15 protein-coding genes are annotated in these 20,273 nt (G+C 63.5%); 10 read left to right on the top strand and 5 right to left on the bottom strand.

From position 1 onward, the window contains the following. Positions 1–2: 2 nt before the first annotated feature. From GGU46_RS08490 to GGU46_RS08445, 10 genes are all read left to right on the top strand, one after another. A complete protein-coding gene (locus GGU46_RS08490; protein WP_183403104.1) occupies positions 3–1,157 on the top strand; it encodes a glycosyltransferase family 4 protein in 1,155 nt (384 codons plus the stop codon). After that, positions 1,154–2,473, top strand: coding sequence for an O-antigen ligase family protein (locus GGU46_RS08485; RefSeq protein ID WP_183403103.1), 1,320 nt, complete (start codon positions 1,154–1,156; stop codon positions 2,471–2,473). Before GGU46_RS08490 ends, GGU46_RS08485 begins: the two co-directional genes overlap by 4 nt. Beyond that, positions 2,457–3,482, top strand: a complete 1,026-nt coding sequence (locus GGU46_RS08480; protein ID WP_183403102.1) for a nucleotide-diphospho-sugar transferase — start codon at positions 2,457–2,459, stop codon at positions 3,480–3,482. Before GGU46_RS08485 ends, GGU46_RS08480 begins: the two co-directional genes overlap by 17 nt. Beyond that, positions 3,479–4,762, top strand: a complete 1,284-nt coding sequence (locus GGU46_RS08475) for a glycosyltransferase family 4 protein (protein ID WP_183403101.1) — start codon at positions 3,479–3,481, stop codon at positions 4,760–4,762. Before GGU46_RS08480 ends, GGU46_RS08475 begins: the two co-directional genes overlap by 4 nt. A gap of 51 nt (positions 4,763–4,813) precedes the next feature. Next, on the top strand, positions 4,814–5,653 hold the full coding sequence (locus GGU46_RS08470; protein ID WP_183403100.1) for a glycosyltransferase family 2 protein: 840 nt from the start codon (positions 4,814–4,816) through the stop codon (positions 5,651–5,653). 64 nt (positions 5,654–5,717) lie between these two features. Beyond that, positions 5,718–6,908 carry a glycosyl hydrolase gene (locus tag GGU46_RS08465; RefSeq protein ID WP_183403099.1) on the top strand — a complete coding sequence of 397 codons (1,191 nt, stop codon included), beginning with the start codon at positions 5,718–5,720 and terminating at the stop codon, positions 6,906–6,908. A gap of 651 nt (positions 6,909–7,559) precedes the next feature. Beyond that, on the top strand, positions 7,560–10,253 hold the full coding sequence (locus GGU46_RS08460; RefSeq protein WP_183403098.1) for an Ig-like domain-containing protein: 2,694 nt from the start codon (positions 7,560–7,562) through the stop codon (positions 10,251–10,253). Between the two features lie 244 nt (positions 10,254–10,497). Next, positions 10,498–11,610 carry a GDP-mannose 4,6-dehydratase gene (gene gmd, locus GGU46_RS08455; RefSeq protein ID WP_183403097.1) on the top strand — a complete coding sequence of 371 codons (1,113 nt, stop codon included), beginning with the start codon at positions 10,498–10,500 and terminating at the stop codon, positions 11,608–11,610. Positions 11,611–11,796: 186 nt separating this feature from the next. Then, positions 11,797–12,756, top strand: a complete 960-nt coding sequence (locus GGU46_RS08450) for a GDP-L-fucose synthase family protein (RefSeq protein WP_183403096.1) — start codon at positions 11,797–11,799, stop codon at positions 12,754–12,756. Between the two features lie 41 nt (positions 12,757–12,797). Then, positions 12,798–13,871, top strand: a complete 1,074-nt coding sequence (locus GGU46_RS08445; RefSeq protein ID WP_183403095.1) for a glycosyltransferase family 2 protein — start codon at positions 12,798–12,800, stop codon at positions 13,869–13,871. A gap of 127 nt (positions 13,872–13,998) precedes the next feature. Here the strand turns inward: GGU46_RS08445 and GGU46_RS08440 are convergent, their stop codons facing one another. The 5 genes from GGU46_RS08440 to rfbC form a co-directional block, all read right to left on the bottom strand. Beyond that, complete coding sequence (locus tag GGU46_RS08440) at positions 13,999–15,360, bottom strand: glutamate-1-semialdehyde 2,1-aminomutase (RefSeq protein ID WP_183403094.1); 1,362 nt, start codon at positions 15,358–15,360, stop codon at positions 13,999–14,001. Between the two features lie 35 nt (positions 15,361–15,395). Further along, entirely contained in the window at positions 15,396–16,724 is a 1,329-nt protein-coding gene (locus tag GGU46_RS08435; protein WP_215906288.1) for a DUF4910 domain-containing protein, read from the bottom strand. Between the two features lie 57 nt (positions 16,725–16,781). Next, entirely contained in the window at positions 16,782–18,119 is a 1,338-nt protein-coding gene (locus tag GGU46_RS08430; protein ID WP_183403093.1) for a class I SAM-dependent methyltransferase, read from the bottom strand. Positions 18,120–18,183: 64 nt separating this feature from the next. Next, positions 18,184–19,533 (bottom strand): NAD(P)H-dependent oxidoreductase, encoded by a 1,350-nt coding sequence (locus GGU46_RS08425; protein ID WP_183403092.1) that lies wholly within the window; start codon positions 19,531–19,533, stop codon positions 18,184–18,186. 134 nt (positions 19,534–19,667) lie between these two features. After that, positions 19,668–20,219 carry a dTDP-4-dehydrorhamnose 3,5-epimerase gene (gene rfbC, locus GGU46_RS08420; protein ID WP_183403091.1) on the bottom strand — a complete coding sequence of 184 codons (552 nt, stop codon included), beginning with the start codon at positions 20,217–20,219 and terminating at the stop codon, positions 19,668–19,670. Between the last annotated feature and the right edge of the window lie 54 nt (positions 20,220–20,273).

Below are 20,273 nucleotides of genomic sequence, written 5' to 3'. Positions count from 1 at the left end.
CTATGCGGGTACTCTACGATCATCAGGCCTTTACGCTGCAGGATTTCGGGGGCATTTCGCGCTACCACCACGAGCTGCTCTGCCACGCCAGCTGGCAGTCGGAGCTGGCCGTAGCCCTGAGCAACAACCTGTACCTGCGCGACGGGAGCTACTCCCACCACCGCACCTTCCTGCCCAACGTACCCGTGCGGGGCCGCTGGCGCGTGATGCGCTACTTCAACCACCGGGCCTCGGTGCGGGCGCTGCGCCGGGGCGCGTATGATGTCTTCCATCCGACCCTCACCGACGACGACTACTTTCTGGAGCTGCTGGAAGACCGGCCGCTGGTCATTACCCTGCACGACACCATTCCGACCTTGTTTCCGCAGTACTACCCCGACCGCGACGGGAAGGTACTGGAGCGTATTGTGCGGCGCGCCAGCCGTATTATTACCGTTTCGGAAAACACCCGCGCCGATGTGCTGCGCCTGTTGCCGGTAGCGCCCGAGCGGGTGTGCGTGGTGCACCACGGCTATGCCGACCGCGAGTACCTGAACGCAGGCCCCGCCCTACCCCTGCCGGCGCGCTACGTGCTGTTTACCGGCAGCCGGGCGCTGTACAAAAACTTCGGCGGCCTGCTGGCGGCCCTGGCCCTGCTCCCCCCGGCCGTAGCCGCCAACCTGCACCTAGTGTGTGCCGGTGGTGGTCCGTTTACGGCCGATGAGCGGGAGCAGCTGCAGCGCATAGGCTGGGCCGGGCGCGCCCACCAGTTCGGGCCCGTCTCCGACGCCCAACTCAACCAGCTCTACCGCCAGGCCCAGGTGTTTGTGTTTCCCTCGCAGTATGAAGGCTTCGGGTTGCCTATTCTGGAAGCTTTCGGCCAGCAGTGCCCGGTGCTGCTGAGCAGCGCCTCGTGCTTTCCGGAAATAGCCCAGGATGCGGCCTTGTATCACCACCCCCACCAGCCCGCCGAGCTGGCCCAGCAACTGGAGCGCCTGCTGCTGGATACGGCTCGGCGGCGCGAACTGGTGCGGGCGGGCCAGCTGCGCCTGCTCGACTTTACCTGGCAGCAAACCGCCCGCCGCACCCGCGCCGTGTACGAAGCCGCCGCCCAGGATGCTAACCCTCACGCCGTACTCTCACCGGTGCCCCCTCGCATTCCCGTGCTTGAGCTATGAAAATCAGTCTGCGCTTTCGCCATGTGCTGCCCGTGCTGGTAGTGGTAGCCACCGACCGGGCCTTCACCGACTTTGTGTTCCCGGACCCCGATGACCCTCGCCTGGGCCTGTACAACTATGCCATTACGGGTTTCTCGCTGCTGCTGATTGGGTGGTACTTCCGCTACCTGAGCCCGGTAATGCGCCGGTGGCTACTGGTTACGCTGGCCGCCACTGCTGCCCTGGCGCTGGAGTCGTACAATGGCTGGGGCACTCCCCTGGTTTACCCCCACGTATTTGCCAAGCTGCTGATTCTGCTGCCCATTTTTGCCCTGTACGCCTACTACCGGCGCCACCCGCTGCCCCTGCCTTTGTTTATGGGCTTGCTGCTGGGCGGGCTGGTGATTAACCTGGCGTTCTACCACCCCGAGGCCCTGAGCGTCTCGGCCTTCCTGGAAAACGAGCGGGGCTTTGATGTTACCTCGGCGTTTCTGCTGCTGCTGCCGGCGCTGTACCACTTCAACCACTACCTGACCCGGGGCGGCTTGCTGCGGCTGGCGGTATTTTTCCTGATTCTGGGGCTGATTGTATTTCTGCAGCACCGCACGGTGTGGCTCACTACGGCTCTGGCCCTGGCCCTTAATGGGCTGCTGGTAGCGGCAGGGCGGGTAGCGGGCGCACGCCTGAGCATGCCGCGCCTGCTGCCGGTTGTGCTGATGCCCCTGATAGCCGGCCTGCTGGGGGGCGCGGCGCTGGTACTGGACAATCCGCAGGTGCTGCGCCGGCTGGAAACCAGCCTGGAAGACATTGAGCACGCCGACAAGCAGGGAACCGGCAGCTGGCGTCTGCACCAGATTGAAACCTACCTGCCCTTCGTGGAGGAACACCCCGTGGCGGGCATGCGCCTGGAAGGTTTTGAGCTGCCCGTGCAGTTTTACGGCGACGGCGACACCCCCGTGTGGGCCGACCGCACCGGCCACCATTTCCACAGCTTCTACCTCGACCGGCTGTTCTACTTTGGGGTGCTGGGCTTGCTACTGGTGCTGGCCGTGCCCATCGGTCAGCTCTGGAAGCGGGCGCGGCAGCCAGTGCCCTTCAGTGGAGCTACGGCGGCCTTCGTGTGTTACGCGGGCTGCAGCCTGCTCTACGGCGTTTCCTATGACTGGCCTCCCTACCTCTACGGCCTGCTGGGCCTCACCCTGGCCCTGGCCGCGCCGGCCCCCATTGCGGCCCCGGCTACCTCCCCCGCCTTCGGCAGTGCTAGCCCTGGCGAAGGTTCGGTTCGGCTTCCGTATTCTGCCCCTCCAGCTCCCGCCCCGCATGCTCTCCACTCCTGACGCTGCCGTTGCTGCCGCCGCGCCGTTGCACACGCCGGTGCTGCTGCTCATCTTCAACCGCCCCGCTACCACCCGGCGCGTGTTTGAAGCCATTCGCCGAGCCCGGCCCCGGCGCCTCTACATTGCCGCCGACGGCCCGCGGGCCACGCACCCGGAGGACGCCGCCCGCTGCGCCGCGGCCCGTGCCGAGGTGGCCCGCGTTGATTGGCCCTGCGAGGTATTTACCTTGTTTCGGACCAGCAACCTGAACTGCGGCGTAGGCCCGGCCAGCGCCCTGAACTGGTTTTTTGAGCACGAAGAAGCCGGTATTATTCTGGAGGACGACTGCGTGCCGGCGCCCTCGTTTTTTCGGTTCTGCGAGGAGCTGCTGGCCCATTACCGCCACGATACCCGGGTGCTTCACATCGGGGGCAACAACTTCAGCCGGGAGGCCCGGCGGCCCCAGCCTGCCGGCGCCGATTCGTACTTTTTCTCGACCCAGGTGAACAGCTGGGGCTGGGCCACCTGGCGGCGGGCCTGGCGCCTCTACGATTTTCACCTGAGCCAGTACCACCGCCTCGCGGCCCAAGGCAAGCTGCGTGGCCTATACAGCTCCTGGCTCGAAAACCGCTACCGGCTCGGCAAAATCCGGAGTGTGGTGGGCCTGCCCCAGCCCCCCGACGTATGGGACTACCAGTGGCACTTTACGGTGGCGGCGCACTCGGGCCTCTGCATTGTGCCGGCCGTGAACCTGGTGGGCAACATTGGGTTCGGGGAGCAGGGCACGCACACCCTGGACGCCACCGATGCGTTTGCCGACATCCCGACCACCGATCTGGCCTTTCCGCTGCAGCACCCCGCGTTCGTGCTGCCCGACCGCCGCCGCGACCAGCAGCGGTTCCGGGAATTTTTGTGGGGGCGCCTGGCGGCCAAAGCGCGGCGCCTCGCTGCCCGCCTCCTGCCCCGCCCGTCCGGCCCACCGCCGGCTCCGGTTTCCTCGCCCCCTGTTCCGCACACCCAACTGGTATGAACGCTCTACTATCGGCCTACGCCTGCAACCCGGCCCACGGCGGCGAGGACAGCAACGGTTTCAACTGGGCCTGGCAAACCGCCCGGCGGGGGCATCGGGTGTGGTGCCTTACTACCCCCGACGGGCAGGCAAACATCACGGCCTTCCTGGCAACGCATGAGGTTAAGCTACCGGCCGAGCAGCTCCGGTTTTTGTTTGTGGCGGTGCCGGCCTGGGTGCAGTTCCTGTACCGCTGGCAGTTTGGGGTGTACCTGCACTACCTGGTGTGGCAGTACCAGGCCTGGCGGCAGGCCCGCCACCTGAGCCAAACGGTGACCTTCGATTACGTGCACCACGTTACCTACGGCAGTCTGCAGATGGGCTCCTGGCTGTGGCGGCTGGGTAAACCCTTTGTTTTCGGGCCGGTGGGCGGAGGGCAGCAGGCTCCGGCCGCCTTCCGGCCGCTTATTCCCGGGTGGTTCAAGACCGAAACCCTACGCAACGCCATCAGCTGGCTGCTGATGACCTTCGACCCGAACGTGCGCCAGACCCTGCGCCACGCTACCCTCGTGCTGGCCGCCAACTCCGAAACTGCCGCCCTGGCCCGCCGCCTCGGGGCGCGCCGGGTCGAGCTTTTCCTGGATACCGGCCTGCCGGAATCCTACTTTCCGGAAACAATTCCGGCGCGCCCGCCGGGCCCGGTGCTGCGGCTGCTGTGGCTGGCCCGGCTGTATCCGCGCAAGGCGCTGGTGCTGGTACTCGATGCCCTGGCGCGGGTAAATCCGCGGGTTGCCTTTCACCTGACCATTGTGGGTGATGGGCCCCTGGGGCAGCAGGTGCCCGGCTGGATTGCCCAGTACGGACTTACGGACCGGGTTACGTGGCGCGGGGCGGTGCCGTGGCTGGAAGCGCGGGCGGCCTTTCTGGAGCACGATGTATTCCTGTTCGGCAGCCTGCGCGACTCTTTCGCATCCCAGTTTCTGGAGGCTATGGCCACGGGCCTGCCCATCGTCACCCTCGACCACCAGGGCGCCCACGATTTTATTCCGGCTGCGGGGGCCATTAAGGTGCCGGTTACTACCCCCGAGGCTACTGCCAACGCCCTGGCCCGCGCCGTGGAGTACCTCCACGACCACCCGGCCGCCCGCCATACAATGGGCCAGGCCGGCTACCGCTTTGCCCGCACCCAAACCTGGGCCGCCCGCACCTACCGCCTCCTGAAGCTGACTGCCCACTTGGTACCGGCGCGCCGGGTGCGCTACCACCGGCCACCGGCGTTGCCCCTGGTACCCGCTGGTTAGCCGCGTTTCTGATTTGCATCTGAGTACCTCGCCCCGCTTTCTTCCTCCCCTATGCTCTACATCGTTATACCCGTTTTCAACCGGAAAGAATTTACCCGGGCCTGCCTGGAATCGTTGCGCCGCCAAACCCATCCCGATTTTCGGGTGGTAGTGGTCGATGACGGCTCCACTGATGGCACCGGCCAGATGCTGCGCACGGAGTTCCCCGAGGTGCTACTTGAAGAAGGCGACGGCAACCTGTTCTGGACGGCCGGCGTGAATAGGGGCATCCGGCGGGCCCTGGCCGAGGGGGCCTCCCGGGTAATGACCCTCAACAACGACGTGGTAGCTGCCCCCGATTTTCTGGCCCGCATGCTGGCCTGGGCTGATGTTCATCCGACGGCCGTGCTGGGAGCCCTGGAGCTGGATATTGCCACCGCCCGGCCCGTGTACGGGGGCGAAACCCTGGACTGGCGCACCAACACCCGCCGCGACCTGCTGGCCACCCTGCCGGCCGAGCAGCGCCACGGCCTGCACCCGGTTACCTACCTGCCCGGCCGCGGCCTGCTGATTCCGCGCCGGGTGCTGGAAACCATTGGGCTGTTTGATGAGCGGCGCCTGCCCCATTACCTCGCCGACTTCGACTACACCAGCGTGGCCCGGCGCCACGGCTTTCCGGTGTACTGCAACTACGACGCTCACCTGAGCACCTACCCCGAGGAAAGCGGCCAGGAAATAACCCGCCGCCAGCGCAGTCTGCGCGGCTACTACCAGCACTTGTTTGGGATTCGGGGCGGAGGCAACCTGCGCAACTTCACGTACTTCAGCCTGAAAAACTGCCCCCGGCCCTACCTGCCCTACTTTCTGCTGAACGGCTACGCCCGCCGCCTGGTAGGATACTTTTTGCACTAGCACCTCACCCCACGGCCCGCGGGTGCGGGGCCCCTGCCCGTTGTCTCTGTTTTATTCTCGCGCTATGATGGGCACTTCTATCCTGCGGCTGGCCGGGGCTCTGGGCTTGTTGCTGCTGGGCAGTTTCTGCAGGCTGGTGGGCCAGGATGCCGTACTTGTGATTACGCAGGGCGGCACGTATTCCGGCCGCTACGAAAGTCAGGATTCAGACCGGGCCTGCATCCGGATTGCCACCACCGAGCCCGTGGTGCTGGAAAACTGCGAGCTGCGCGGCCCCGGCCGCCTGATTGATGCCACCGCCGGCGGCGCCCGCCTCACCGTACGCAACTGCCGCGGCTACGGCCAGCCCCCGACGGCCGATAACCGCACCCGCGGCCGTTTTCTGGAAATAAACAAAGGGGTAAGCTTACTCGCCGAGCACAACTACCTGGAGCACACGGCTGGCCTGCTGGTGTACCAGTGGAGCGGCGACGGCTCAGCCACCCAGACCATAACCGTGCGCTACAACCAGGCGCGCAACATCGATGGCCGGTTTCGGAACGGGGGCGGCGCGCACGTCAGTTTTCTGCAGTTGAACGAAGTGCACGGCGTTGAGCGCATTGACATCGGCTGGAACCAGGTGATAAATGAGCCTAATAACAGCTTGGTCGAAGACAACATCAACCTGCACAACTCCTCGGGCACGCCTGCCAGCCCCCTGCGCGTGCACGACAACTACCTGCAGGGAGCCTACCCCCTACCTGCTACGGCACCGAAGTTTACCGGCTCAGGCATTACGACGGACGGGGATGCGTCCTCGGCACTTACTACCACGGCTTATGTGGAAGCCTACCAGAACCATGTGGTGAGTACCTGCAACGCGGCCATGAACATTGCCGCCGGCCACCACAACGTATTTCATCATAACCGCATGGTGACCAGCGGCCTGCTGCCCGATGGCACCCGCCTGCGGGCCACGTACGCGGCTACCTCCATTTTCAATGCCTACCAGAAGCCGGGCACGGTATTCTTCGCTAACCGGGTGGAAAACAATACGATTGGGTTTGTGAGCTGGGGCCGCCACTTGCCCGGACCTGACCGCCACGACTTGAGCGAGGGAAACTGTGCTGAGTGCACGGGCACTGTTCATTTGGCGGGGCCCATTACCCTGGCGCAGGAGCGCCAAGAGCTGACAGCCTGGCAAGCCCGGCTGCGCCAGACAGGCCAGGCCGTAGGGCCTGACAACAGCCGTAACCCGGTTTCTGCCGCGCCTTAACCCAAAATTTGTCTGGTAATGAACTGATTACCAGTGGCGGGATTTTTCGATGCCCGAATTTTATACAAACCCCCTGCACGGTAGCAGTAAGCTATTTTTTGGGCTACGCAGAGGACTATAAATAAGAATAATACAATATCCGGAGCTCAATAACGGGTTTGAGTTTTCAATCTATTTTATACATTTGCAGTGAACCAAGGGTATCAGTATAGAACTTTTCCAAGTCTATTATTGAGCAGGTTTTTTCAAAACGGGCAGGGTTGCGTAGTTTTCAGCATCCCGATTGCACCGAAGGGAGAACCGACAGTTCTGTGGGGCGCAGTAAGCCCCTGGTGGCTGCGAATGGGTAGTGCAGAGTGATAAACAGGTTTGCCACAGTAGTTTCGAACCAAATTGCGCAGCTGAGATGTTGGTACTGAGTGCTTCGAGGTATGGTCAGAATTGTGTCAGGCGCCGGGCGCAATTTGCAGGCCAGATCAGTACTACAGCAGCCAGCCTGCAGCAATAACACGGCTTTCGAATAGCACAAATTCCATCCAGCCATCTGGAACGAATTGACTTACGGAATAGGCTTTCACACCGTTTCCAACCTGGTTTTTTTCTTTGAAGGCTCACAGAATGCAAAAAGCCCTCGGACCACAATTTTTCCTGATGACTCAACGCAACCGCTCTGGTGCCCATTATCTGCCGCTGGCGGCAGTAGCCCTGTCTTTGTTTACGCTGGCTCCCGCTGCCAGCCACGCCCAGGGACAGTTTCCTTCAAATCTCACGTATTCGGCCCCCATTACTATTACCAAGGGGGGCACGTACACGGGCAACTTCCGCAGCACCGACTCGAACACGCCTTGCATCAAGATTCAGACCACCGAGCCAGTCACCATCACGAACTGCGTGCTGGTTGGCGCCGGCGACCTGATTGACGCTAAAAACGGTGGCTCTACCCTGGTTATTACCAACAACAAGGGCTACGGTACGAAACAGAGTGTGGACAACCGGCGCCACGGCCGGTTTGTGGAAGTAAACTCGGGCCGCTCCGTGCGGATTGAGAACAACTACTTTGAGCACACCTCGGGTATTGCCGCCTATAAGTGGGGCGGCGACGGCTCGGCCTCCCAAACCCTGACGGTTCGTTTCAACCAAGCCAAAAACATTGACGGCCGCTTCCGCAACGGCGGCGGCGAGTACGTGCAGTTCTGCGGCCTGAATCAGGTGCGCAACGTAGGCAACATTGAAGTTGCGTGGAACCAGGTGGTCAACGAGCCCAACAACAGCCTGGTAGAAGACAACATCAACTTCTACAACTCTGGGGGTACGCAGCAGAGCCCGGCCCGTGTGCACAACAACTACGTGCAGGGTGCCTACCCCTACCCGGCCACTGCCAACAAGTTCACCGGCACGGGCATGACCACCGATGGCGACGGCTCTTCGCCCTCGACCACTACGGCCTTCCTCAACGCCTACGAGAACCAGTTCATCTCGACCTGCAACGCGGCCATGAACATTGCCGCCGGCCACGACATCAAGTACTACAACAACCGCATGGTGACCAGCGGCTTGCTCCCCGATGGCACCCGCCTGAATGCGACGTACGCGGCTACTTCCATTTTCAATGCCTACCAGCAGCCGGGCAACGTATTTTTCGGCAACGCTACCACCAACAACACCATTGGTTTTGTAAAGTGGGGTTACAAGGTACCCTTCGCTGACCGCCACGACCTGAGCTCCGGCTCCTGCACCAACTGCACGGGCACCAACCATTTGCCCAACCCCATTACCCTGCAAACCGAGCAGAATGAGTGGGCTTTGTGGCAGCAGAAGCTGAAGCAGAACAACATCGTAGTTGGCGCCGACGGCACCAACACTGCCGCCCCGAGCCCCTCGGCTCCCGCGCCGCTCCCCGAAGCTCCGCCTACCACCAACACCCCAATTGTTAACACGCCAGTTCCTACTCCCAGCGAAGCAGTCTTTGTGCGGGCTATCAACGTAAACGGCGGCGCTATTACCCTTGACGGTCAAAACTGGGATGCTGGTAACGCCAGCGGGGTGCAGATTAACGGAATTCCGTTTGCCAACCAGAACGTAACGCTGAACCCAGCCACCGATAACGGCCGCGCCCAGATGATCCGCTCCTCGGTGTACTCACGCAACCTCAGCGCCAACGTAGCCGTCAGCAACGGTACCTACCTGGTGTATGCTTACGTGTGGGAAGACAACGCGGCCCAAACCTACAGCATCAGCCTGGAAGGCAAGGTGGTACAGAGCAACTATAACAGTGGCTCAACGGGCCGCTGGGAACGGCTGGGTCCGTTCGCGGCCACTGTCACCGACGGCAACATCACGTTTACTACCTCCGGTGGCGACGCCAACCTTTCCGGGCTGGAAATCTGGCGCCAGGGCGCTACGGCCTCGGCTCCCGCTCCTACTACCCCAGCGCCTACCACGCCGGCTCCGGCCCCGGCCAACCAGGCTCCTACAGTGAGCTTGGCTGCCAACAGCACGGTTACGGTAAACACGGCCCTGGTCCTGTCGGCAACTGCCGCCGATACGGATGGCTCCGTGGCGAAAGTGGAATTCTACAACGGCTCAACGAAGCTGGGCGAGGATACGTCCTCCCCGTATCAGCTGAGCTGGACGCCCACCGCTACGGGCAGCGTATCGCTCACGGCCCGCGCCATTGACAACGCCGGGGCTGCTACCACCTCGGCGGCGGTAAACGTGACCGTAAATGCCGCTCAGGTGGCCGCTACGGGCTCTACCTTCTACCGGGCCATCAGCCTCAACGGCGGTGCTTTCACCCTCGATGGCAACTCCTGGGAAGGTAGCAAAACCAGCAACTACAGCGTTAACGGCGCTTCCTTCGCCAACCAGAAGGTGACGTTGAACCCGGCCACCGACGACGACCGGGCTCAGATGATCCGTTCCTCGGTGTACAGCAACAACATCAACTTCACCATGAGCAATGTGCCCAATGGAACGTACGAGGTGTACGCCTACGTGTGGGAAGATGATAATGCCCAAACGGTAAACATCAGCCTCAACGGCCAGAAGGTGCTGAGCAACTTTAACACTGGCCCGGCCGGCTCCTGGAAGAAGATTGGGCCTTACGCCGTGAATGTGACCAACGGTACCATTCAGTTGACCAGCAATGGTGGCCACCTGAACCTCTCGGGCGTGGAAGTATGGCGGAAATCCACTTCCACGGCTTTCCAGCCCGTAACGCTGCCTTCGTCTGGCTTCCGGCCGGCCGCGGGGCAGGCACCGGCCGCCGCCGGTTTGCGCCCGGCGCTGGTAGCCGTGCTGGCTCCCGGCTCGCGTCAGCAGCGGGTAGGCCTGCGGCTTATTTAGCGGCGCCAGCAGTCTGCTACATGCTTTTTTCCGGCAAAGCCCGGTCCTGTTCAGGGCCGGGCTTTTGCATTTCCGGGGTGCCAGCACGGTAATCACAGCATATAATTTACTTTATTTAATATTAAAGATGAATATTTTTACCAAGGAGCTTTGATATATCAATCATAATGCAATAATTTGTCACTAAAGTTCTAAAAAGAATCTACCCCGATTCTATCCAGCTAACTTCTCATTCCCCTCTTTCATGAAGCGCGCACTCATCACCGGAATTACGGGTCAGGACGGCTCTTATCTGGCGGAACTACTGCTGAGCAAGGGCTACGAGGTGCACGGCATTAAGCGGCGCTCCTCGATGTTCAACACGGAGCGGGTGGACCACCTTTACCAGGATCCGCACGAGCCCCATGTCCGCTTCAAATTGCACTACGGCGACCTAACGGACTCGACCAACCTGATCCGGATTGTGCAGGAAGTGCAGCCCGATGAAATTTACAACCTCGGGGCCATGTCGCACGTGAAGGTATCCTTCGATACGCCCGAGTACACGGCCGATGTGGACGGCATTGGCACGCTGCGGCTACTGGAAGCCATCCGGATTCTGGGCCTCACGCACAAGACGCGCATCTACCAGGCCAGCACCTCGGAGCTCTACGGGTTGGTGCAGGAAGTGCCCCAGCGCGAAACTACCCCCTTCTACCCCCGCTCGCCCTACGCCGTGGCCAAGCTGTACGGCTTCTGGATTACGGTCAACTACCGCGAAGCCTACGGCATGTACGCCTGCAACGGCATTCTGTTCAACCACGAAAGCCCGCAGCGCGGTGAAACCTTCGTGACGCGCAAGATTACCCGCGCCGCCGCCCGTATTGCCCTGGGCCTGCAGGAAAAGCTGTACCTGGGCAACCTGGATGCCAAGCGCGACTGGGGCCACGCCAAAGATTACGTGGAAGCTATGTGGCGCATGCTCCAGCAGGACCAACCCCGCGACTATGTGGTAGCCACCGGCGTAACCACCACCGTGCGCGAGTTTGTGCGCCTGGCTTTTGCCGAGCTGGGCATTGAGGTAGGCTTTAGCGGCACCGGCGCCGCCGAAACGGCATTTGTAGTGGCCTGCCACCACCCCGATTTTCAGCTGCCTCTGGGCCAGGAGGTAGTGGCCGTGGATCCGGCCTACTTCCGCCCGACGGAGGTAGAACTGCTAATCGGGGACCCCACCCGCGCCAAAACCGAGCTGGGCTGGGAGCCGCAGTACGACCTGCCGGCCCTGGTGCAGGACATGGTGCAGGCCGATCTGCGCCTGTTCCGCCGCGACGCCGTGCTGCTGGAAGCCGGCCACCAGATTATGTACCACGACGAGTAGCGGTTGGATGAGGGCGCGGGGGTAGGAGGTTTTGTAAGGGTAAGAAGGTAGGTGGGTGTGAGGGCAGGAGTTGATAGCCCCCACTACCAGCGCTTCCGCCTTTTTTCTCTCTTCCTCCACACCCAAAACCCTCACGCCCTCCTACCCTCCTACCCTCCTACCCTAAATCAACTTCCCCTCTCCCGCATGGAATTAGACGCTAAGATTTATGTGGCCGGCCACCGGGGCATGGTGGGCGCCGCCCTGCTACGCCGCCTGCAGCGCGCGGGCTACCACAACCTGATTACGCGCACCTCTCAGGAACTGGACCTGCGCGACCAGGCCGCCGTGGAAGATTTCTTTGCCCTGGAGCAGCCGGCCTACGTGCTGCTGGCCGCCGCAAAGGTGGGCGGCATCATGGCCAACAATACCTACCGCGCCGATTTCCTGTACGATAACCTGATGATTCAGAGCAACGTGCTGCGCGAAAGCCAGCGCCAGGGTGTGCGCAAGCTGCTGTTTCTGGGCTCCTCCTGCATCTACCCCCGCTTGGCCCCGCAGCCCATCCGGGAAGAGCACCTGCTCACGGGGCCGCTGGAGCCCACGAATGAGCCCTACGCCATTGCCAAAATCGCGGGCCTCAAGCTCTGCGAAGCCTACCGTGCCCAGCACGGCTGCAATTTTATTACGGTGATGCCCACCAACCTCTACGGCCCCGGCGACAACTACGACAGCCGCAACTCGCACGTGCTGCCGGCTTTGCTGCGCAAGTTTTCCGAGGCCGTGGCGCTGGGGCTACCCCGCGTGCCGGTGTGGGGCACGGGCACGCCGCGCCGCGAGTTTCTGCACGTAGATGACCTGGCCGACGCCTGCCTGCACCTGCTGCTGCACTACGATGGGGCCGAGCCCGTCAACATCGGGACCGGCCGCGACATCAGTATTCAGGAGCTGGCCGACTTGCTGGCGGAGCTCACGGGCTACGCCGGCGAAATCCTGTTTGACTTCTCCAAGCCCGATGGCACCCCGCGCAAGCTACTGGACGTCAGCAAGCTGCACGGCCTGGGCTGGCAGCACTCCATTGGCCTGCGCGAAGGTATTACCGCCGTGCTGCAGTCGGCGGAGTGGCAACGGGCTACGGCCCGGCCGGAGCTGAACGCCCTGGCGTAGGCGCATTCCTGTTTCTGAAACTCTCCCCCCTTCCTTCCCTCATGTCGTCTGCTCCGTTTCCGGCCGCCGCTGCCCCGACAGCAGCTCCCGCCGCTTCCTCATCAGCCAACCCGGAGACAACCCAGCCGCTGCTCAGCATCTGCGTGCCCACCTACCGGCGCCCCGACCTGCTGGACCGGGCCTTACGCTCCCTGGGGCGGCTGCCAGCCGAGGTGGAAGTCATCATCTCCGACAACGACGCCGCCGCCGACCAGGGCGAGCAGGTAACTACCCAGGCCCTGGCGGAGCAGTTGCCGGGCACCTGGCGCTACTACCGCAACGCACCCGGCGGCTCGGCGGCTACCAACTGGGTAGCCTGCATAGAGCGGGTGCGCGGCCAGTACGTGCTCATGCTGCATGATGATGATTACCTGCTGCCCGGCGGCCTACAAACGGTACTGACTACGCTCCGGCAGCTCCGGCAGCAGCCCGCAGCGGTGCACGCCGTGCTCTTTGGCGTGAGCGTGGTGGATGCGCAGGAGCGGGAGCTACAGCGCCAGCAGCCCACCGGGGCCGGCTATCTGCCACCCGCCGCCGCCGTAGAGGCCGTGCTCACCGACTCGGCCCTGGTGCGCATGCCAGCCCTGGTGGTCAGCCGCGAAGCCTACCAGCACACCGGCGGCCCCGACCCCAGCCAGCGCAACACCGACGATACCGACCTCTGGCTGCGGGTGTTTGCGTTCGGCGGGGTGCACCTGGTGCCGGCCCTCACGGCGGCATACTCGGTGCACGAAGGGGCCCTGACCACCGGGGTTTTTCATGAGCAGAACATTGAGCTGCTCCAGCGCATTTTCCAGAAAGCGCGTACCCACAACCTGCTGCCGGAAGCCCGGCTGCGGCGGGCCGAGAATCAGTTTTTCCACCAGTTTATTCTGGCCGGGGCCTACCGGGCCCTGCGCCGCCACGATGCCGACGGTGCCCGGCAGGCGCTCCGGCTGTTTCAGCTGCCTACCCTGCGCCACCTCTCCACGCCGCTGCGCTGGCTGCCCATCCGGTGGGGGCTGGGCGTGCTGGTACGCCTGAACGTGACGCCACCCCGCCTGAACCGCCTGAGCTGGCTGCGCCCTACGGCGTAGGCCCTGGCAGCGTGGAAGTGCTACCCCTGCTTCCGGCCCAAAGGCCCCATTCGTAACCGACACCAGGTACTAAACCCTGCGGTGCAGTGCGGATGGGGCCTTTGGGCCGGAAGCAGGGGTAGCCGGGCTAGTTGTAGCGCCGATACACCGATTTCACTGGCTGGCCGCGCAGGTATTTTTCTACCCCTTCGTCCAGGGCGCGGCGGTACACGCCCAGCACCTCGTGCAGTTGCTCCAGCACGTGCCCAATAATAGCCTCGGTGTGCGAGTAGTTTACAATAAGGGAGGGCATGAGCAGGCCGCGGCGCATGGTTTCCTGCAGAAACAGGGTCCGCAGGGCGGCCGAGTGCTGTCCGGCGGCGTCGCGGGTGGTGTAGATCAGGCAGCAGGGCTGCCCCAGGGCCTGCACCTGCTGGCCAAGCCCATGCTCCCGCGCCGACTGGTGCAGGCCATCGGCTAGCTGCTGGCCCAGGTGGCGCAGGTGCTCCACCACGGGCTCCTGGCGGTACACCTGCATCACGGCGCGGGCGGCGGCCAGGGCGTGCGTTTCGGCCCCGTAGGTAGTGGAAAGCAGGAAAACCCGCTCGTGGGGGTGGTGCAGGCCGCCGCGCTCCATCAGCTCGCGTCGGCCGGCCAGGGCGGCCACGCTGAACCCGTTGCCCAGGGCCTTCCCGAAGGTGCTCAGATCGGGGCGGACGCCGTAGAAGCCCTGGGCGCCCTGGTTATGCCACCGGAAGCCGGTAATGATTTCATCGAAGATGAGCACTACCCCCTCGCGCCGGCACAAGGCCTGCACGCCTTCCAGAAAGCCGGGCGCCGGGGGCACTTCCTTTTCCACCTCCATCAGCACGCAGGCTACCTGGCCGGGGTGGGCACTCAGCAGGGCTGCCAGGCTGCTCAGGTCGTTATACCGAAAGCCCAGAGTCAGGTTCCGGATGGCCGGCGGAATCCCGGCTCCTACCGCCGTGGTACCGATAAACCAGTCATCGACGGAGAAAAACGGGTGGTCCTGACAGATGGCCACCAGGTGGCGGCCGGTGTAGGCGCGGGCCAGCTTCACGGCGGCGCTGGTCACGTCGGAGCCGTTTTTGGCGAACTTCACCATGTCGCCGGCTTTGGTAAAGTCCAGAAACTCTTCGGCGGTTTCCAGCTCCAACACGGCCGGCCGCCCGAAGTTGCAGCCCTGGCTCAGCTCCTGCGCCGCGGCGGCAACCACCGGGGGGTAGGCGTGCCCCAGCGCTACGGAGCGCAGCCCAGCCCCAAACTCTACGTACTCATTGCCATCCAGGTCCCATACCCGGCAACCTTCGCCCCGCACGATGTAGGGCGCCATGTGCTCGGGAAACTGGTCGTCGCCTTTGGCGTAGGTGTGGGCCCCGCCCGGAATGGCCGCATGAAACCGCTCCCGCAGCGCCTCTGAGCGCTCAAAAGAAGGGTTCAGAGCCGCAACCGGGGTAGCAAAGGAGGCGGAGGTCAGGGTCGATTCCATGAGTGAGGGGAGCGGCCGGAGCCGGTGGTAGAAGGTTACAAAGGTTGCAGCAGTCCGGCCGTTTCCAGGGCGCGGGCCGCCCGGTGCAGCAGCGCCACCCCCAGCCCTGACTGCTCGGCTACCTGCAGCAGGTTGTGGCTTCCGTCGGAGAGGTTAAGCAGCCACAGCAGAGCCATTTGCCAGTCGGCGCCCTCTTGTCCACCGCCTACCCCTTTGTACAAGCCCCGGCGGCCCAGTTGGGGCTCGCCGTAGGGGCTGAGGTTCTGGTACGTGCGGTTGGCTTCCAGGGCCGCGCAAAAATCTTCGGCCAGACGCAGACTTTCGACCAGCTGCGCGGGTTGCACAAAGCTCAGATTATCAGCGGAGGTATGATACTCGGCAAACTCGCCGAAGGGAGTGCGCGAGAGGCAGCCTACGGGCAGGTTGAAGCCGGGGGAGCAGTACTGGCGCTCATCGTAGCCGTAGGGCAGCCAGGGCCGCACCTCGTAGGTTGTTCCGGAGTCGCGCAGGACCAAGGCGGCGGCCCGGTCCACCTCGGCCGTAGCGCGGCGGCTTTGCTTGTAAGTGAAGCCGCCGGGCCCGCCCAGCAGCGTAAGCACCAGCCCGTGCCGGATGCGGCCCACCGCCTCGGGGTTACGACTCAGCCACACAATGGAGCCAATGGTGCCCGGCCCCAGCACCAGGCGGTAGGTGTAGCGGCGCGGCTGCCGGGCCAGTTCCTGCATCAGAAACACGGCTACCACCAGTCCCGAGAGGTTATCATTCGCCAGCGAAGGATGGCAGCAGTGGCAGGACAACAGTACTTCCTCCTCCGAAGCGCCCGGCAGCACCAGTTCGCCGTAGGTCAGGGCGCCGCTCTCATCCAGGGTGCTGTCAATGCAGACTTCGTAGTGCTCCTCCTGCAGCTGCTGGCGCTGGCGGTGGCTCAGGCAGAAGCCCCAGTTGGGTTGGTAGTAGCTGGTGCGGTAGGGAATCAGGTCGGGCTGCTGGGGCAGGGAAAACAGGTGTTCCTCCAGCTCGGCCCGCGAAAACCAGCCCCGCACCGGCGTACTGTACTGCAGTACGTGCAGGTTGTGCGCCCGGAAATCAATAACCCGCTCGCCGGCGGCGTTTTTCACCCAGGCGTCGCGGATGTTCCACTCGGCGGGCACCATCCAGTCGAGGGCGGGCGTGCCGCTGGGCACCTCGTGCACCTGCAGCTCCGGCAGGTATTCGCGCACGATGGCCAGGGTTTCGCGCACCCCGTTGCCCGTGAGGCTGCGGCAGATGGGAAACAGCCGCGCCAGTAGGGCATGCATGGCTTCGCCGGAGGCAAGGGCTGCTTCCGCAGCAGCGGGGGCAGGTAGCGCCGTAGAGGTTGGCATCAGCAGCAGGGGTAGGAAAACGAGGCTTGGTGAACGGGCAGCGGGCAGACCCCCTTGCTACTCGTACACCTGCACTTCCGGAATAGGCACCACAAAGCGCCCGCCCCAGCTGCGGATGTCCTGCATCTGCTCCATAATCTCCTCGCGCAGGTTCCAGGGCAGAATCAGCACGTAGTCGGGCTGGGTCTGGCGGATGCGGTCGGGGTGGCAGATGGGAATGCGCGTGCCGGGCAGAAAGTTGCCCTGCTTGTGGGGGCTCACATCCACGGTATATTCCAGAAAGTCGGTCCGGATGCCGCAGTAGTTCAGCAGCGTATTGCCCTTGCCGGGGGCGCCGTAGCCCACCACTGTTTTGCCGGCGCGCTGGGCCTCAATCAGGAATTCCAGCAGCTTGCGCTTGGTTGCCTTGGCTTTCTCCTCGAAGTCGCTGTAGTAGGCCAGGTCCGTGATGCCGGCCTCCAGCTCGCGGTGGCGCAGGGCTGTTACCCGTTCGGTTACGGGCCGACGCAGGTTAGCCGCGTGGCGGGCAAAGATGCGCAGGGAGCCGCCGTGGGTCGGCAGCTCTTCCACGTCAAACAACACCAAGCCGTGGTGGGCAAAGATGCGCTCCACGGTGTAAAACGACAGGTAGCTGAAGTGCTCGTGGTAAATGGTATCGAACTGGTTGCCCTCCATCAGGCGCAGCAGGTGCGGAAACTCCATGGTAATCACGCCGCCCGGCTTGAGCAGAATGCGCATGCCGGCCACAAAGTCGTTGATGTCGGGCACGTGGGCCAGCACGTTGTTGCCCAGCAGCAAATCGGCCTGCCCCGACAGCTCGGCCACGTACCGGGCCGTTTCCGTCCCGAAAAAGCGCACCAGCGTGTTGATGCCCTTGGCCTGGGCGTGGCCGGCTACGTTGGTGGCCGGCTCAATGCCCAGCACCGGAATATCCTTTTCCACGAAGTACTGCAGCAGGTAGCCGTCGTTGGAAGCTACTTCTACCACCAGGCTCTGGCTGTTCAGCCCAAACCGCTCGGTGGCCATGTCGGTGTAGCGGCGGGCGTGGCGCAGCCAGGAGGCGGAGTACGACGAGAAGTAGGCGTAGTCGTTCTGGAAGATTTCCTCGGAGGTCACGAACTCATCGAGCTGGACCAGAAAGCAGCTGCGACATACGCGGGCGTGCAGGGGGTAGAACGCCTCAGCCCGGTTGAACTCGTGGGGCCGCACATGGTTCTGGCACAGCGGCGAGGTGCCCAGGTTCACGAAGGTGTAGTCCAGCGGCTCCCCGCAAAACCGGCACGGACTGGCCGGCGGCTCTACGGGCTCGGGCAGCAGGTGGGGGGCATCGGCCCCGACGCATGGGCAAGTAGCAGTGAGCGTCGCACCGGAAACGAGCGAGGACAGATATTCCATAAAAAGGTGAGGGGAGTTGAAATAGGCGGAAAGAGCAGACAGATGCAGATAAGCGCGGCGGCCGCTACGCTACGGAGGGCGCCGCCGCTACGGTAAGCGGGGTAAGCGGCCGCGCAAGAGACTGGAAGTAAGCGGCCTGCTCGCGGCGCAGCTGGTCAATCAGCCGGCCCTCGGGCACCAGCACGTCATCGTAGGTCAGCACTTGATCTTTGGGCACGTCGTGGCGCAGAATGCAGCCTTCGGCCACGCCAATGGGCAGCAGGTTTTCGCGCTCAGCTACGTCGGCGTTTTCGGCCAGGCCGTAGGTGTGGTAGTGCCCGATGCCATCCAGCACCTGCCCGGCCAGCAGGGGCACTTTGGCGGCCGTTACTACCTCCACGCACATGGGGCCCGCCGGCGCCAGGGCGGCATCCTGAAACAGTACGGCCCGCGCTACGGTGGTGGGGGTTTCGAAGTGGCAGAGGTGGTAGGGGGTGTGGAAGCAGTACAGCGGCCCCGGCCCCAGCTTATAGAGCTTCAGGTAGTGCTGCTGCACGGGGTCATCAATGGTGCCCAGCACAAACACGCCGGGGCCGGGCTCGGCGCCCACTACGTAGTCTACTATGCCGGGGCCGTTGCCCAACAGCAGCTCGTGGGGGTACCACTCGGCGGCTTTGGTGATGGGGGTGCCCGGCTCCACGGTGGGCCCCAGCATGCCCCGGCGGGCCACGCGCATGCCCAGGGCATTGGCTACCACGGCCTGCTCAAAACTGATTTTGCTGCCATCGGCGAAGCTGGTCACCATGCTGGGGTTCTGGCCCCACTGCCGGGCAAAGCCTTCCTGGGTGGTAGGGTTGCGGTAAGGGTCGTGGAGACCTTTGATGTTGCCGCACAGCACCGGCGTTACCCCTAGGCCCTTCACGAAGCGGGCCAGGTTGAGGGTTACGCCCGGCTGGTCGCCGTCGGCCACGGTATATACTACCCCGGCGCGGTCGGCGTACACTTTCAGGATGGGCCCCACGGTGCCGTCGAGCTCGGCGTTGAGCAGAATGATGTGCTTGCCGTGCCGAATGGCTTCCAGCACCACGCGGGCGCCATGCTCCACGGCTCCGGTTACCTCAATAATGGCCTCGATGCCCGCGGCCCGACTCAGCAGCAGAGCGTCGTCGGTGATGGCGGGGCGGCCCTGGGCTACGCAGGCCTCCAGCTGCGCCACCGTCCCGACTTCGGTTACCTCGGTCACGCCGGCTTCGGCGTAAATAGCGCGGGCTTTATCTGGGGTGCGGTTGGCAATGGCTACCAGCTCCATGCCGGGCACGTAGCAGCAGATTTGCCGGGCCACGCCCCGGGCCATAAAGCCCGCCCCTACCATACCCACCCGAATGGGGCGGCCTTCGCGCTGGCGCTGTTGCAGCGCCGTATCAATAATGAGCATCTGGGAGAGAGTAACGGAGTGAGGGGAATAGCGAGTAACGGAGCAAATGAGCATCTGAGTAACTGCTGTGATAATCAGACTGCTAGCACATGGCACACCAGCCGCACGATTATCCCGCTACTCAGTTTACTCCGTTACTCAACCGGCACGGGCACGCGCAGCTCAAAGTCGGGGTGGCGCTGGTCTTTCTCGGAAATCAGGGTAGGCTCCAGGGGCCACTTGATGCCGATGGCGGGGTCGTTCCAGCGCAGGCCCCGCTCGAAGCCCGGAGCGTACTTGGCCGATACCTGGTAGCACACGTCGGTATTGTCCTGCAGGGTGATGAAGCCGTGGGCAAAGCGGCCCGGCACGAACAGCATCCGGAACGAGTCGGCGGTCAGCTCCACGCCCAGCCACTGCCCGTAAGTCGGCGACTCTTCGCGCAGGTCCACAATCACGTCGTAAATGGCCCCGCGGGTGCAGCGGACGAGCTTGGTTTCCTCGTGGGGCGGCAGCTGCAGGTGCATGCCGCGCAGGGTGCCGCGCTGGGGGTTAGAGGATACGTTGGCTTGCAGGGGCGGCATCAGAATACCATGCGCCTCAAACTCATCGGCGCACCAGGAGCGGGCGAAAAAGCCGCGCTCATCGGCCATACGGTCCACATCAATGATGAAGGCGCCGGGCAGCTCGGTTTCGGTGAAAATCATAAGGGGGTAGGTGTTGGAAGTTGATGGCAGAAAGCGGCGGCGGGCCACCCGCAG

This window comes from Hymenobacter latericoloratus (genome assembly GCF_014199535.1).
Taxonomy (GTDB): domain Bacteria; phylum Bacteroidota; class Bacteroidia; order Cytophagales; family Hymenobacteraceae; genus Hymenobacter; species Hymenobacter latericoloratus.
Note: the sequence above shows the minus strand (reverse complement) of the source record. Positions and strands in the feature narration are given on the sequence as shown.

Bases quoted from the DNA above. Each gene is read 5' to 3' on its own strand.
- GGU46_RS08450 (WP_183403096.1), top strand. From the start codon at position 11,797: ATGGAATTAGACGCTAAGATTTATGTGGCCGGCCACCGGGGCATGGTG.
- GGU46_RS08460 (WP_183403098.1), top strand. From the start codon at position 7,560: ATGACTCAACGCAACCGCTCTGGTGCCCATTATCTGCCGCTGGCGGCA.
- GGU46_RS08490 (WP_183403104.1), top strand. From the start codon at position 3: ATGCGGGTACTCTACGATCATCAGGCCTTTACGCTGCAGGATTTCGGG.
- GGU46_RS08425 (WP_183403092.1), bottom strand. From the start codon at position 19,533: ATGCTCATTATTGATACGGCGCTGCAACAGCGCCAGCGCGAAGGCCGC.
- GGU46_RS08465 (WP_183403099.1), top strand. From the start codon at position 5,718: ATGATGGGCACTTCTATCCTGCGGCTGGCCGGGGCTCTGGGCTTGTTG.
- GGU46_RS08485 (WP_183403103.1), top strand. From the start codon at position 1,154: ATGAAAATCAGTCTGCGCTTTCGCCATGTGCTGCCCGTGCTGGTAGTG.
- GGU46_RS08480 (WP_183403102.1), top strand. From the start codon at position 2,457: ATGCTCTCCACTCCTGACGCTGCCGTTGCTGCCGCCGCGCCGTTGCAC.
- GGU46_RS08470 (WP_183403100.1), top strand. From the start codon at position 4,814: ATGCTCTACATCGTTATACCCGTTTTCAACCGGAAAGAATTTACCCGG.
- GGU46_RS08440 (WP_183403094.1), bottom strand. From the start codon at position 15,360: ATGGAATCGACCCTGACCTCCGCCTCCTTTGCTACCCCGGTTGCGGCT.
- GGU46_RS08435 (WP_215906288.1), bottom strand. From the start codon at position 16,724: ATGCCAACCTCTACGGCGCTACCTGCCCCCGCTGCTGCGGAAGCAGCC.
- GGU46_RS08445 (WP_183403095.1), top strand. From the start codon at position 12,798: ATGTCGTCTGCTCCGTTTCCGGCCGCCGCTGCCCCGACAGCAGCTCCC.
- GGU46_RS08430 (WP_183403093.1), bottom strand. From the start codon at position 18,119: ATGGAATATCTGTCCTCGCTCGTTTCCGGTGCGACGCTCACTGCTACT.
- rfbC (WP_183403091.1), bottom strand. From the start codon at position 20,219: ATGATTTTCACCGAAACCGAGCTGCCCGGCGCCTTCATCATTGATGTG.
- GGU46_RS08475 (WP_183403101.1), top strand. From the start codon at position 3,479: ATGAACGCTCTACTATCGGCCTACGCCTGCAACCCGGCCCACGGCGGC.
- gmd (WP_183403097.1), top strand. From the start codon at position 10,498: ATGAAGCGCGCACTCATCACCGGAATTACGGGTCAGGACGGCTCTTAT.